Source organism: Burkholderia sp. 22313 (assembly GCF_052045245.1).
Lineage (GTDB): Bacteria > Pseudomonadota > Gammaproteobacteria > Burkholderiales > Burkholderiaceae > Burkholderia.
In genome coordinates this window covers 16,217-30,167 of sequence record NZ_JBQEON010000031.1, presented here as the reverse complement: position 1 = coordinate 30,167, position 13,951 = coordinate 16,217, and the positions used below count along the sequence as shown (strand labels likewise).

Annotated in this window: 12 protein-coding genes; 4 read left to right on the top strand and 8 right to left on the bottom strand. The window is 65.5% G+C overall.

The features are described from left to right. Positions 1–50 precede the first annotated feature (50 nt). Positions 51–2,438, top strand: coding sequence for a penicillin-binding protein 1A (locus tag ACTJKF_RS23470; protein ID WP_440626537.1), 2,388 nt, complete (start codon positions 51–53; stop codon positions 2,436–2,438). 117 nt (positions 2,439–2,555) lie between these two features. Here ACTJKF_RS23470 and cyaY read toward each other — a convergent pair whose 3' ends face one another. Next, entirely contained in the window at positions 2,556–2,882 is a 327-nt protein-coding gene (cyaY, locus tag ACTJKF_RS23465) for an iron donor protein CyaY (RefSeq protein ID WP_440626536.1), read from the bottom strand. 36 nt (positions 2,883–2,918) lie between these two features. On the opposite strand from cyaY, the gene lptM reads away from it, so the two are divergent. After that, the gene (lptM, locus tag ACTJKF_RS23460) at positions 2,919–3,197 is read left to right on the top strand and encodes an LPS translocon maturation chaperone LptM (RefSeq protein ID WP_440626534.1); all 279 of its coding nucleotides are present in this window, start codon (positions 2,919–2,921) and stop codon (positions 3,195–3,197) included. 85 nt (positions 3,198–3,282) lie between these two features. On the opposite strand, the gene msrQ is transcribed toward lptM, so the two are convergent. From msrQ to ACTJKF_RS23435, 5 genes are all read right to left on the bottom strand, one after another. Continuing rightward, positions 3,283–3,981, bottom strand: a complete 699-nt coding sequence (gene msrQ / locus ACTJKF_RS23455; protein ID WP_440626532.1) for a protein-methionine-sulfoxide reductase heme-binding subunit MsrQ — start codon at positions 3,979–3,981, stop codon at positions 3,283–3,285. A 19-nt stretch (positions 3,982–4,000) separates the two neighbouring features. Continuing rightward, a complete protein-coding gene (msrP, locus tag ACTJKF_RS23450; RefSeq protein ID WP_440626531.1) occupies positions 4,001–4,996 on the bottom strand; it encodes a protein-methionine-sulfoxide reductase catalytic subunit MsrP in 996 nt (331 codons plus the stop codon). Positions 4,997–5,163: 167 nt separating this feature from the next. After that, complete coding sequence (gene ccsB / locus ACTJKF_RS23445) at positions 5,164–6,354, bottom strand: c-type cytochrome biogenesis protein CcsB (RefSeq protein ID WP_440626530.1); 1,191 nt, start codon at positions 6,352–6,354, stop codon at positions 5,164–5,166. Positions 6,355–6,358: 4 nt separating this feature from the next. Beyond that, the gene (locus tag ACTJKF_RS23440) at positions 6,359–8,575 is read right to left on the bottom strand and encodes a cytochrome c biogenesis protein ResB (RefSeq protein WP_440626529.1); all 2,217 of its coding nucleotides are present in this window, start codon (positions 8,573–8,575) and stop codon (positions 6,359–6,361) included. Between the two features lie 226 nt (positions 8,576–8,801). Beyond that, a complete protein-coding gene (locus tag ACTJKF_RS23435; protein WP_440626527.1) occupies positions 8,802–9,458 on the bottom strand; it encodes a c-type cytochrome in 657 nt (218 codons plus the stop codon). Positions 9,459–9,674: 216 nt separating this feature from the next. Between ACTJKF_RS23435 and yihA the strand changes: the two genes are divergently transcribed. Together yihA and hemB are read left to right on the top strand one after the other, a co-directional pair. Then, positions 9,675–10,334, top strand: a complete 660-nt coding sequence (yihA, locus tag ACTJKF_RS23430; RefSeq protein WP_440626525.1) for a ribosome biogenesis GTP-binding protein YihA/YsxC — start codon at positions 9,675–9,677, stop codon at positions 10,332–10,334. A 253-nt stretch (positions 10,335–10,587) separates the two neighbouring features. Continuing rightward, the gene (hemB, locus tag ACTJKF_RS23425; RefSeq protein WP_440626524.1) at positions 10,588–11,586 is read left to right on the top strand and encodes a porphobilinogen synthase; all 999 of its coding nucleotides are present in this window, start codon (positions 10,588–10,590) and stop codon (positions 11,584–11,586) included. Positions 11,587–11,684: 98 nt separating this feature from the next. On the opposite strand, the gene dsbD is transcribed toward hemB, so the two are convergent. Together dsbD and cutA are read right to left on the bottom strand one after the other, a co-directional pair. Then, on the bottom strand, positions 11,685–13,532 hold the full coding sequence (gene dsbD / locus ACTJKF_RS23420) for a protein-disulfide reductase DsbD (RefSeq protein WP_440626522.1): 1,848 nt from the start codon (positions 13,530–13,532) through the stop codon (positions 11,685–11,687). Next, positions 13,525–13,851: a divalent-cation tolerance protein CutA gene (cutA, locus tag ACTJKF_RS23415; protein WP_440626519.1), complete on the bottom strand. Its 327-nt coding sequence runs from the start codon at positions 13,849–13,851 to the stop codon at positions 13,525–13,527. Before cutA ends, dsbD begins: the two co-directional genes overlap by 8 nt. Between the last annotated feature and the right edge of the window lie 100 nt (positions 13,852–13,951).

Genomic DNA, 13,951 nt, shown 5'->3' with positions numbered 1-13,951 from the left:
ACCGGTCTTACCGGGCAGCTATAATCGCGGGACTGTTTTCCGGTATGCCTATGCAATCCACGTCTCCTACGTCCCCGCCTCCCGCGCCCGAGCCGAAAAAGCGGCCCTGGTGGCAGAAAGCCCTGATCGGCGTTGCCGCGATGTGCGTGGCCCTCGTCGTGGCCGGCGGCCTCGTGCTCGGCTACGCGCTCGTCGTCGCGTGGCCGAACATGCCGTCGCTCGACGCACTGACCGACTATCGTCCGAAGGTACCGCTGCGCATCTATACGTCCGATCACGTGCTGATCGGCGAATTCGGCGAGGAACGCCGCGACATCGTCCATTTCAAGGACGTGCCCGACTCGCTCAAGAAGGCCATCCTCGCGATCGAGGACGCGCGTTTCTACGATCACGGCGGCGTCGACCTCACCGGCATCGCCCGCGCCGGCTTCGTCGCGCTGACGAACGGCCATGCCTCGCAGGGCGCGAGCACGATCACGATGCAGGTCGCGCGCAACTTCTTCCTGTCGAGCGAGAAGACCTACACGCGCAAGATCTACGAGATGCTGCTCGCGTACCGGATCGAGCGCGCGCTGACGAAAGATCAGATTCTCGAGGTCTACATGAATCAGATCTATCTCGGCCAGCGCGCGTACGGCTTCGCGAGCGCCGCGCGGGTCTACTTCGGCAAGGACCTGAAGGACATCACGCTCGCGGAAGCTGCGATGCTCGCCGGGCTGCCGAAGGCGCCGTCCGCGTATAACCCGGTCGTCAATCCGAAGCGCGCGAAGGTGCGCCAGGAATACATCCTGCAGCGGATGCTCGAGCTGAACTTCATCACGCGCGAGCAGTACGACGCAGCCGTCGCTCAGCCGCTCGTCGTCAAGGGCGCGGGGCGCGAATTCAGCGTGCACGCCGAGTACGTCGCGGAAATGGTCCGACAAATGATGTACGCGCAGTACCGCGAGGAAACCTATACGCGCGGCTTCAACGTCGTCACCACGATCGACTCCGCCGACCAGCAGGTCGCGTACACCGCGCTGCGCAAGGGCATCATGGATTACGAGCGCCGCCACGGCTATCGCGGGCCGGAAGGCTTCATCGAGCTGCCGGCCGGTGCCGACGACCGCGAGCAGGCGATCGACGATGCGCTGCTCGAGCACCCCGACAACGGCGAGCTGATCGCCGCGGTCGTCACCGCGGCAACCCCGCGCCAGATCACGGTCGCCTTCATCGACGGCAGCAACGCGACGATCGAAGGCGACAACCTGCGCTTCGCGTCCGGCGCGCTGTCGGCCAATGCGCAGCCGAACCGCCGCATCCGCCCGGGCGCGATCGTCCGTGTCGTGAAGAACGACGCCGGCAAGTGGTCGATCACGCAATTGCCGCAGGTCGAGGGCGCGTTCATCTCGATCGTCCCGCAGGACGGCGCGATCCGCTCGCTCGTCGGCGGCTTCGACTACAACAAGAACAAGTTCAATCACGTCACGCAGGCGTGGCGCCAACCCGGTTCGTCGTTCAAGCCGTTCATCTACTCGGCGTCGCTCGACAAGGGCCTCGGCCCGGCCACGGTGATCAACGACGGCCCGCTGTATTTCAGCGCCGCGGAAACCGGCGGCCAGCCGTGGGAACCGAAGAACTACGGCGGCGGCTTCGAAGGCCCGATGTCGATGCGCACCGCGCTGCAGCGCTCGCGCAACCTCGTGTCGATCCGGATCCTGAATCACATCGGCACGAAGTACGCGCAGCAGTACATCACGCGCTTCGGCTTCGACGCCGATCGCCATCCGGCCTACCTGCCGATGGCGCTCGGCGCGGGCCAGGTCACGCCGCTGCAGATGGCCGGCGCGTACTCGGTTTTTGCGAACGGCGGCTTCCGCGTGAATCCGTACCTGATCGCCGAAGTGACCGATCCGAATGGCGCGATCGTCGCACGCGCGCAACCGCTCGTCGCCGAGCAGAACGCGCCGCGCGCAATCGACGCACGCAACGCGTACGTGACGAACAGCCTGCTGCAGAGCGTCGCGCAGCGCGGCACGGGCGCGCGCACCAACGTGCTGAAGCGCACCGACCTCGCGGGCAAGACCGGCACGACGAACGACTCGCACGACGCGTGGTTCGCCGGCTACCAGCACTCGCTCGCCGCGATCGCGTGGATCGGCTACGACAACCCGCGCAGCCTCGGCGATCGCGAAACGGGCGGCGGGCTGGCGCTGCCGGTCTGGATCGAATACATGGGTGCGGCGCTGAAAGGCGTGCCGGAGTTCAAGCCGACAATGCCGGACGATGTCCAGTCGCTCGGCGGCGAGCTGTACTTCACCGAATTCACGCCGGGGCACGGCTTCGTGTCGACGGTCGGCGTGCCGCAGGCGCCGGCCGCGCAGGACGTCGGCGAAGCGGTGCCACATGTCGACGAACAGGAGAAGCAGGACATCATGAACCTGTTCCGCGGCCACTGACACGCACGGTCCGAGCATGAAAAAAGCGCCCCGCGGGGCGCTTTTTTCATTGCGTTTCGATTCGGCGTCTCGACCGTCTCGACGTATCGACGCCCGGCCAAGCAAGCGAGCCGGTCGTTACGCGGCGAACGTGATCGGCAGGCCGGCCTGCTGCGTCGCGTAGTCGGTAAGCGCCGAGAAGAACTCGGTGCCGGTGCGCGTATCGCGCCATTCGCCGTCGATGAAACGGTAGTGGAACCCGCCCGCCTTCGCGGCGATCCACAGTTCCTTCATCGGCGGCTGCAGGTTGACGATGATCTTCGAGCCGTTCTCGAACGTCAGCGTCAGCACGCCGCCGTTGCGCTCCAGATCGATGTCGTGATCGCCGTCGTTCGCGGCATCCACGGTGCGCTCGACGGCCGCCAGCACGGCCTCGGCACGGGCCAGGTATTCAGTATCGGACATGCTAAACTCTATCGGTTAAATTGTTCAGGGACGATCATGCGAGTCGTTTTCCAGATGAGCGCGATTGTAGCGGCTTTGGCGATTCTTGCCGGTTGCGGTCAACGCGGTCCGCTCTATCTGCCCACCGTGCCTCCGTTGCCGGCGAAGCCCATCCAGCAGGACGCACCGCCGTCGGACGTCACGCCGACCGATGAAAACGCGTCGTCCGACAGCATTCCCGATTCTTCCGGCACGCCGCTCACGCTGTCGCCCGAGTTGTCGAGCGGTGCGTCGAAGGCCGCCGTACCGGCATCAGGCCCGGCCGCCACGCAGTAATCGCGCGCCGCCGCTCGCGCGCTTCCTTGGCGACACAAGGCGATGACTTCCCGTCATCGCCTTTCGTTTTTCCAGGCCCGCATCATCACGCACGGATGCGCCGCCAGCCCCACTCCAGCAGCCGCCAGCCCAGCAGCACCGCGACGATCGCCGCATAGAGCTTCGGCAGCGCGAGATCGTGCTTGCCGGCGCGCATCCACCAGAAATGCAGCACGCCGGCCAGCGCAATCACATAGATCGCGCGATGCAGTGTCGCCCAGCGGCGGCCCAGCCGGCGCACCATCGCGCGCGGCGAGGTCGCGGCCAGCGGAATCAGCAGCACGAACGCGCCAAAACCGACCGTGATGAACGGGCGCTTGCCCACGTCCTTCAGGATCGCGAGCACGTCGAACCACTTGTCGAACCACAGATACGTGGTGAAATGCAGCGTCGCGTAAAAGAACGCGAACAGGCCGACCATCCGGCGAAAGCGCAGCAGCGCGGGAACGCCCGTCACGCGCCGAAGCGGCGTGACGGCAAGCGTGACGCAGAGGATCACGAGCGTCCAGAGGCCGGTCGAACGCGTGATGAACTCGATCGGGTTCGCGCCGAGCCGGTCGGTCAGTCCGAACAGCACGAGACGCGCGAGCGGATAGAGGCCGGCCGCGAAAACCAGCACCTTGGTCGGTACAAGCCAGCGCGGCGAGCCGGTGCGCACCGCGCCGGCCCGGGCAGTCGCCGCGCTGGCCGCGGTGGCCGCGCGCGTGCCGGACGCGCGTGCAGGCGTCAGCGTCGAGGGAGGCATGTCGTTTCTCACCATCGGCTCAGAAGTTCTTTTTCAGGTCCATGCCCTGATACATCGACCCGACGAGATCGCCGTAGCCGTTGAACATCAGCGTCTTGCGCTTCGGCGTGAAGAAGCCGTCCTCGCCGATCCGGCGCTCGGTCGCCTGACTCCAGCGCGGGTGATCGACGTTCGGGTTCACGTTCGAATAGAAGCCGTATTCGTTCGACGCATACGTGTTCCAGCTCGTCTTCGGCTGCTTGTCGACCAAGCGGATCTTCACGAGCGATTTCGCGCTCTTGAAGCCGTACTTCCACGGCACCACGATCCGCACCGGCGCGCCGTTCTGGTTCGGCAGCACCTGGCCATAGACGCCCATCGTCAGTAGCGTCAGCGGATTCATCGCCTCGTCCATCCGCAGTCCTTCCGAGTACGGCCAGTCGAGTACCGGCGTCGAGAGCCCCGGCATTTGCGACGGATCGGCCAGCGTGATGAACTGAACGTATTTCGCGTTGCCGGTCGGCTGCACGCGCTTGATCAGCTCGGACAGCGGCACGCCGATCCATGGAATCACCATCGACCAGCCCTCGACGCAGCGCAGCCGGTACACGCGCTCCTCGAGCGGCGCCAGCTTCAGCAGTTCGTCGAGATCGAATACCTTCGGGTGCAGCACCTCGCCCTCAACGCTCACGCGCCACGGACGCGGCCGCAACGTGCTCGCGTTCTGCGCGGGGTCACCCTTGTCGGTGCCGAATTCATAGAAGTTGTTGTAGGACGTGATGTCCTTGAACGGTGTCACCTTGTCGGCCGCGACGAACTTCGGATTGGTCTTTGCCACGAGCTTCGCGGCCCTCGCGTCGGGCGACGCATAGGCGGCAAATGCCGAGCCGCTGCGGCCGAGCAATCCGCCCGCCGCCATTAGGCCTGCGGCCTGCAGGATCCGCCGCCGGTTCTCGAACACCGCGCGCGGCGTAATCTCGCCTGGCGCGATGTCACCGCCGGTCAGTACGGTGCGCAAAGGGGGTTTGATCCACATCGTGCTGCTCCTCCTGCATGCGCGGCGCGCACGCTTCATGAGCGTTCGACTCGCCCCGTCATGCGCCGTTCGACGTCGGGGCAGCCTGCTCGTTACGCTCGTTACAAAAGAAAACCGCCGGGCACGCAGTGCGCCGGCGGTCTTTTGTCGGACCCGCGTCGGAAATCTTACAGCTTGCCGTAACTGTGCAGCCCGGACAGGAACATGTTCACGCCGAGGAACGCGAAGGTCGTCACGAGCAGGCCCGTCAGCGCCCACCAGGCGGCGACCGAGCCACGCAGGCCCTTCATCAGGCGCATGTGCAGCCACGCCGCGTAGTTGAGCCACACGATCAGCGCCCAGGTTTCCTTCGGGTCCCAGCTCCAGTAGCCGCCCCACGCTTCGGCGGCCCACAGCGCGCCGAGGATCGTCGCAATCGTGAAGAACGCGAAGCCCACCGCGATCGACTTGTACATCACGTCGTCGAGCACGTCGAGCGTCGGCAGGCGGTCGGCGAGCATGCCGCGCTCCTTCATCAGGTACGCGACCGACACCATCGCCGACAGCGCGAAGCTGCCGTAGCCGATGAAGTTCGCCGGCACGTGGATCTTCATCCACCAGCTCTGCAGCGCCGGCACGAGCGGCTGGATCTGCTGCGCATCGCGGGCGACCGAATACCACATCAGGAAGCCGACCGCCGCGCTGATCACCAGCAGCACGAATGCGCCGAGCGCACGCGTGCCGTAGTGGCCTTCGTAATACAGATAGAGCAGTGCGGTGATCAGGCTGAACAGCACGAACACTTCATACAGGTTCGACACCGGAATATGCCCGACATCGGCGCCGATCAGGTAGGACTCGTACCAGCGGACCATCAGACCGGTGAAGCCCATCAGCACGGCGACCCACGTGAGCTTCTGGCCGATCGCGGAGCCCGATTCCGCACGCGCGAGCAAGCCGATCCAGTAGAAGATCGTCGCGAGCACGAACAGCGCGCTCATCCACAGGATCGCGGACTGGCTCGACAGGAAGTACTTGAGGAAGAACGCCGAATCGGCGCGCGCGAGATCGCCCTGATAGATCTGGATCGACAGCAGCGACAGCACCGCGATCGACGCCATCATCAGCCGCGCGGGCTTCCAGCGCCAGCCGAGCACGACAAGCGCCGGCACCGTGCCGATCATCACCGCCTTGTCGTAGTAATTCATGTGTTCGTTGTAGTGCACGAACGCATAGCCGGCGCCGACCACGAGCGCCAGGGCGAACAGCCAGTCGACGATCGACAGGCGCGTGAGGAACGGACGGTCGTCGAACAACGGCGCGGAAACCGGGGCTTTGGCCGGCCCCGAACGGGAAGAGGAAACTTGCGTGAGATCCATGATGTTACCGGGTGGAATTCTCGGAATCGGAACCGCCGCCGACGGGCGAGCGGGCAGTCGCTGCCGCACCGTTGGGTGTGGCGTCGCGCGGTACGGCGCGCAAGGCGGCGCCGGCCGCGTCGCGCGTCTGCACGAATTCTTTCTCGAAATCGAAGGTCTTGCGGGCCGTGGACATTGCCATCACCACATCGACGCCCGACCCGGCATCCTTGAGCCAGAACCAGAGGCGCCGCTCGCGTACGTAGAACATCGAGAAGATACCGGCGACCAGCAGTAGGCTGCCAAGATACACCAGATTCTTGCCGGGTGCGCGCGTCAGCTGAAATACCGAAGCTTGCACCTGTTTGAAGGAGTCCAGCTGCAAATAGACCGGCGATCCATACAAAAAGCTGTCAGATAGCGCATTGATCGCGTTCTGCACGAAGCGGATCGTGTCGTTGCCCTGCTGGGCGGCCGGCTCCCCGGCGCGCTCGCGTGCGATCTGCCAGACCTCCCACATCGAACCCTCGAGCATGCGCAGCAGCAGGCTGGCCGCCTTCTCCTGCTCGGCCTTCGGCACCGAACGGTCGATGAACGTGGCCACCGCCTGGAAGCCGCCGACCGGCTGGCCGTCGGCGGCGCGGCCAACGCTGTCGTCGCTCGCCGCGAACAGGGTCAGCACCTTGAATGCACTGTCCTGCAGACGGCTACGCAGCGACGCGTCGGTACCCGGCAGCGAACGCTGCGCGAAGCGCGCGGCGGCGTCCGCACGCACGGCCGGATCCTCGAGCGCGGCGCGCAGGCGCATCCATTCGCCGATCGAATCCTGGCTGTCGGCCGGAATCCGCATGTAGCGGAACGGATCGTTCGGGCTCGAGCGCACGCCGGCGAGGAACACGCGCGTGCCGCCCATGTCGACGGGCAGCATGTAGTTGTTGAACTCGCGCGCCTGGCCGTCCTTGCCGCGAATCTTGTACTGCACCGACGGGCCGATGTTATGCAGCTGCATCGGCTTCGACGTCTTCGCGCCCGAACCGAGACGCTCGTCGAACGCCTCCTTCAGCGACTCCGTCTTCGCGACGCCGCGCACGTCCGGCTTGCCGTTCGCATCGGCCATGTTCTCGACGTTGATCGCGCGGAAATCGGCAAACTCGATCGTGTCGCCGTCGCTGCCCGGCATCTGCAGCGGCGCGGTACTGCCGATCGTGCCCTTCACCGCGAAGGTCTTCGCGTTGTCGCCCGTCATCGGGTAGGCCGTCATCTCCATCTGCGAGCCGCCGTCCTGGAAGCTCGACTGGTAGATCGACACGCCCTTGTACGTGAACGGCTTGTTGACCTCGACGCGCGCCGGGATCTTCTTGCCCGTCTCGCGATCGATCACGACGATGTCGCTCGCGAAGAGCTTCGGCATCCCCGTCGTGTAGTAGTCGACGATGAACTTGTTCAGCTGGATCGAGAACGGCAGGTCCTGGATCAACGAGCCGTTCGGCTGGTTCAGGATCGCGGTCGACACGAACTGGCCTTCCGGCACCCACGCATAGCCGCGGAACGTCGGATTCGATGCGGACAGCCGGTGATCGGCCGAGATCTCGCTGATCGTCGCGCTCGTGTTGACCGGGCTCTTGCCGAACATCCACATCTGGAATTTGATCGGCAGGTTGCTGTCGAGCAGGCCGCCGATACAGATCACGACGATCGCGAGGTGCGCGGAGATGTAGCCCCACTTCGTCAGCGCACCGCGCTTCGCGGAAATCAGTGTCGCGCCGTCGGTTTCGCGCACGACGTGCTTGTAGCCGGCCTTGGTGACGAACGTCGCAAGCGTGGCCGCGACGGTCGCGCGCGTGCCGGACGCCGCGTATTCGGCCTTGTGGTGGAAGGCGCGCAGGCTGCCTTCGCGGACCTTGTCCTTCCAGCTCTTCGCGTCGGCGAGCATCTTCGGCGCGTTGCGGATCACGCACAGCGAGATCGAGATGACGAGGAAGATCAGGATCAGCATGAACCACCACGCGCTGTACACGTTGTACAGGCCCAGCGAGCGGAAGATGTCCGCCCAGAACGGGCCGAACTGGTTCACGTAGTTCGGATACGGGTCATCCTGGGTCAGGACCGTGCCGATGATGCTCGCGATCGACAGCACCACCAGCAACGCGATCGCGAAGCGCATCGAGCTCAACAGCTCGATCGCGCGCCTGGACGCACTTTGACCCGACTTCGACTGCAACCCCGACGTGGTAACGCTCATTCAAACTCCGACTAAGGGGAAACAGCCCCCAACGCTCACTATGTTCGCTGTGGGGGGGCGCCGCCCCCCATTCCCGGCATGTCTCTTCATCCTGGCTTGGGACGGCCCGGCGAGTGCTGACAACAAAAAAGGGCAAGGCGGCCGCACGCAGCGGCGCCCCACCCTTTTCTTGTTCTGACTCCGGCCGCCCTTCGGGCAGCCGGTCATTTCATTCGCGACTGTCCACTCAACGCAGGCCGGCGATGTAATCCGCGACGGCCTTGATCTCGTTGTCCGACAGGCGCGATGCGATCTGATGCATCGCCTCGTTGTTGTTACGCGCGCCGACACCTTGCTGGAACGCGGTCAACTGGGCCACCGTGTAATCGGCCCACTGCCCCGACAGACGCGGGTACTGGACCGGAATCCCCTGCCCCGTCGGCCCGTGGCAGCTCGCGCAGGCGGGTACACCCTTTTCCGCGATGCCGCCGCGATAGATCTTCTGGCCGATCGGCACGGTCGCCGCATCGCGTGCGGTGCCGAGCTTTGTCGTCTGCGAGCCGTAATACGCCGCGACGTTGCGCATGTCGTCCGCACTCAACGCGCTCGCGAACCCGACCATCACCGGATTGGTCCGCGCCGGCCCCTTCGCGCCCGGCTGGACCTTGAAGTCGTTCAACTGCTTGACCAGATAGTCGGGATGCTGGCCGGCAAGCTTCGGGAAACTGCCCGACGCGCTGTTGCCGTCGGCGCCGTGACACGACGCGCAAACCTGCGCGGCAATCGCCTTGCCACGGTCGAGATCCGGCTTCTTTGCCGCCTCCGCCGCGTTTGCCTCCGCTACGAAACCTACGAACCCTGCTGCAACCTGAAGCACCATCAGAGACTTGCACAGTCGATTCATTCGCACACCCTGTTTCGTCTTGTGGGAATTTGAGGTTCTGCAAAAAACGACGTCGACCAGTCTACCGCAGAAGCTGCATAAAAGCGCGAGGCCGGCGCCCGCAGCCCTTCGGCAAAACCGCCGTATTGTACAATATCGCGCTGAAAGCTCCCGCGCCTATCGGGGCTACCCCGCCTCCACCCAGCGGCTCGCGCCGCCCCGTCCCACCGGTTTCCCATGGCCTTTTTGCTCCATCAAGCCCGCTTCTACACGACCGTCAACCATCTGCGCGACCTGCCGCCGACGGTGCAACCGGAAATCGCGTTCGCGGGCCGCTCGAATGCCGGCAAATCGACGGCGATCAACGTGCTGTGCAACCAGAAGCGGCTCGCGTTCGCGTCCAAGACGCCCGGCCGCACGCAGCACATCAACTACTTCTCCGTCGGCCCGGCCGACGAACCCGTCGCGAACCTCGTCGACCTGCCCGGCTACGGCTACGCGGAAGTGCCGGGGGCCGCGAAGGCCCACTGGGAAATGCTGCTGTCGTCCTATCTCGCGACGCGCTCGCAGCTGTGCGGCCTGATCCTGATGATGGATTCGCGTCGCCCGCTGACCGATCTCGACCGCCGGATGATCGAGTGGTTCGCGCCGACCGGCAAGCCGATCCATACGCTGCTGACGAAGTGCGACAAATTGACGCGCCAAGAGAGCATCAACGCGCTGCGGAACACGCAAAAGGGGCTCGACGCGTATCGCGACCAGGGCGTGAAGGGGAAGCTGACCGTCCAGCTGTTCTCGGCGCTGAAGCGCACGGGCCTCGACGACGCGCACGAATTGATCGAGAGCTGGCTGCGGCCGTCCGTCGCCGACGAAAATCTCGAGCCTGTAGCAAAATGATCGGACAACGCGCGGCCGGGTTCGGTCGTGCGCGCCTGACGGTGCCCGTGGATTCGGCCGGCTCATAAAAAAACCCGCCGTTGAACGGCGGGTCAAACAGCCTAATCGAAAAACGACAGGCACCCGCTCAGGGAGGAGAAGCGGGGAGCTGCACGCGACGCGTGCCGCTCGATCGCTATCATATACCAACGGTCTCGAAAATGACCGAAGGGTTCCGTAAGGTCCTTCTTGCCCTGATTTCTGCCAAATCGCCATGAGCTTCCATCCACTTCATCGTCCGCGCCGGATGCGCCGCGACGACTTCTCCCGGCGCCTGATGCGCGAAAACCGCCTGACCACCGACGACCTGATCTACCCGGTGTTCGTCGTCGAAGGCACCCACGAACGGCAATCCGTGCCGTCGATGCCCGGCGTCGAGCGCGTGTCGGTCGATCTGCTGATGCATGTCGCCGAGCAGTGCGTCGAACTCGGCGTGCCCGTGCTGTCGCTGTTCCCGGCCATCGAGCCGTCGCTGAAAACGCCTGACGGCCGCGAAGCGGCCAATCCGGAAGGCCTGATCCCGCGCGCGGTGCGCGAGCTGAAGAAGCGCTTCCCCGAGCTCGGCGTGCTGACCGACGTCGCACTCGATCCGTACACGAGCCACGGCCAGGACGGCGTGCTCGACGAGAACGGCTACGTGATCAACGACGAGACGATCGAGATCCTGGTCGACCAGGCGCGCGCGCAGGCCGAGGCCGGCGTCGACATCGTCGCACCGTCAGACATGATGGACGGCCGCATCGGCGCGGTCCGCGAAATGCTGGAAAGCGACGGCCACATCCATACGCGCATCATGGCCTACTCGGCCAAGTTCGCGTCGGCGTTCTACGGTCCGTTCCGCGATGCGGTCGGCTCGGCGTCGAATCTGGGCAAGGGCAACAAGATGACCTACCAGATGGATCCGGCGAACAGCGACGAAGCGCTGCGCGAAGTGCGCCTCGACATCGACGAAGGCGCCGACATGGTGATGGTCAAGCCCGGCATGCCGTATCTCGACATCGTGCGTCGCGTGAAGGATGAATTCCGCTTCCCGACCTACGTGTACCAGGTGAGCGGCGAATACGCGATGCTGAAGGCCGCCGCGATGAACGGCTGGCTCGACCACGACAAGGTCGTGCTCGAGTCCCTGCTCGCATTCAAGCGCGCGGGCGCCGATGGCGTGCTCACGTATTTCGCGCTCGACGCCGCGCGTCTGCTGAAGGCCCAGCGCTAAGCCGCGCGCCGGCAGGCACCAAGAAAAACGGCGGGACACTGAAGTGTCCCGCCGTTTTTTTATGCGCGGTCCGCACATCGGGCGCCGATGCACGCGCGTTATACCGTCGGCACCGCCGCGCGATCGAGACTGCGCAGGAACGTCTCCGCCGCCTGATAGCCGACGACACGACCGATTTCATGGCCGTTGCGATCGAAGAAGATGATGCCCGGCGGGCCGAACAGGTTGAAGCGCTTGAGCAGCGCCTGGTCGTCCGGGTTGTTCGCGGTGACGTCGGCACGCACCAGGCGAAGCTGCGCGAGCCGCGCCTGCACGCGCGAATCGGTGAACGTCAGATGCTCCATCTCCTTGCAGCTCACGCACCAGTCTGCGTAGAAGTCGAGCATCACGGGCTGGCCCGACGTCTTCAGCAACGCGTCGAGTTCGCCGCTGGAGCGCACCGCCGCGAACGCGGGGCCGGCCTGCCCTGAAGCCGCACCGGCTGCCGATGCATCGCCCGCCGCTACCGTGCGTGCCGCGAGGATGGCCAGCGGCTTCACGGGGTCATTGGAGCCCGCCGCGAGACCGACGAGCAGCGTCGCCGCCCAGATCGCGAGCGCCGCACCCAGCCCTCGGCCGAGGCGACGCCAGATCGACGCGGCGCCGGCATGCGGCGTGAACAGGCCGAGCGCCGCGGCCGCGACGAGCAGCCACAACGCGGCGAGCATCATCTTCAGGCTGCCCGCAAGCACCGGCCACACGATCCACAGCGCGGCGGCGAGCAGCACGATGCCGAAGAACACCTTCACGCCGTCCATCCATGCGCCTGCGCGCGGCAGCACCGTGCCGGCGCCGATGCCGACGACGAGCAGCGGCACACCGAGCCCGAGCCCCATCGCGAACAGCGCGGCGCCGCCGAGCAGCGCATTGCCGGTATGCGCGATGAAAGCGAGCACCGCAAACAGCGGCGCCGTCATGCACGCGCCGACGACCAGCGCCGACAACGCGCCCATCGCGGCAACCGCGACGAAGTGGCCGCCCCGGCGGGCGCCCGAGGCCTCCGCCGCACCGTTCTGCCAGCGCGCGGGCAATGCGATGTCCTTGCCCGAAATCAGCGATACCGCGAACGCGGTGAGCAGCACGCCGAACGCACCGAGCACCCACGGGTTCTGCAGCCATGCGCCAAGGCTCTGGCCGACCAGCGCCGCGGCGATGCCGAGCACCGTATAGACGAGCGCCATGCCGACCACATAGGTCAGCGACAGCGCGAAGCCACGCGCATGCGTGGCGCGCGTACCCTGGCCGATGATGATCGCGGATACGATCGGAATCATCGGATAGGAACACGGCAGCAGGCTCAGCACGACACCTGCGACGAAATACAGCGCGACGATCGTGAAGAAGCCGTGCCCCTCGAGCAGCGACTGCGCGAAATCCGCGCTCGTGACCTTGTCGAACCAGCTGCCCGAAGCTGCCGCGCCATCGGCTGCGGCGGCCGCACCCAGCGCTGCGCCGTCGACCTTCACGACGTGCTCGGCGGGCGGATAGCAGATCCCCTCGTCAGCACACCCTTGCGACGTCACCGCGAGCTCGAACGGCCCCGAGGCCTGCTTGACCGGCACGTGAACCACGACCTCGTCGCGATACGTCTCGACTTCCTTCTGGAACGTCTGGTCGAACTTCACGTGGCCGGCCGGGAACTGCGGCTCGCCGAGCGTCGCCTGCCCGCTCTTCACCGCGAACGCAAACCGCTCGCGGTACAGGTAATAGCCGTTCGCGACCTTGAAGCGGACGTCCACCTGCCCGGGCGATTCGCTCGCGCTGAACTTGAATGCCACCGACGGATCGAGGAAATCGTCGGCCGCGCGCGCGACCGACAGGCCGCCCAGCACGAACATGAACGACAACAGGACTGCGAGGAACCGCAGCGCGCGCACGCGCACGGAAAGCGCCATACCGTTAAACATGAAATAGACGTTGAGTTTCACGGGTCACCCACTGGCCGTACGCGGCCGAGGCCGTCGCCTGCCATGAGACGATTTCCGGCGTCTCGTATGGATGATGCGCGAGAATAAATCGCTCCAGTTCGAGCGAGCGCGCGGCGCTCGTCTTGAACAGCAACTGGATCTCTTCGGCCGTTTCGACCTTGCCCTGCCAGTGATAGCGCGACTTGATCGCACCGAGCTCCGACACGCATGCGGCAAGCCGCGCGTCGAGCGCGCCGCTGGCGAGCGCTTCGGCCGTCGCCGCATCCGGCACCGTCGTCAGCATCAACACCACCACCATACGCGCCCCCTGGCTGGCTTACCGGCTTCCGCCGTCCCGAATCGGCCCCAAGGGCCGCACCGACAGTCCCGTATCGTAGCGCAGCACGCACGTCGCTGCC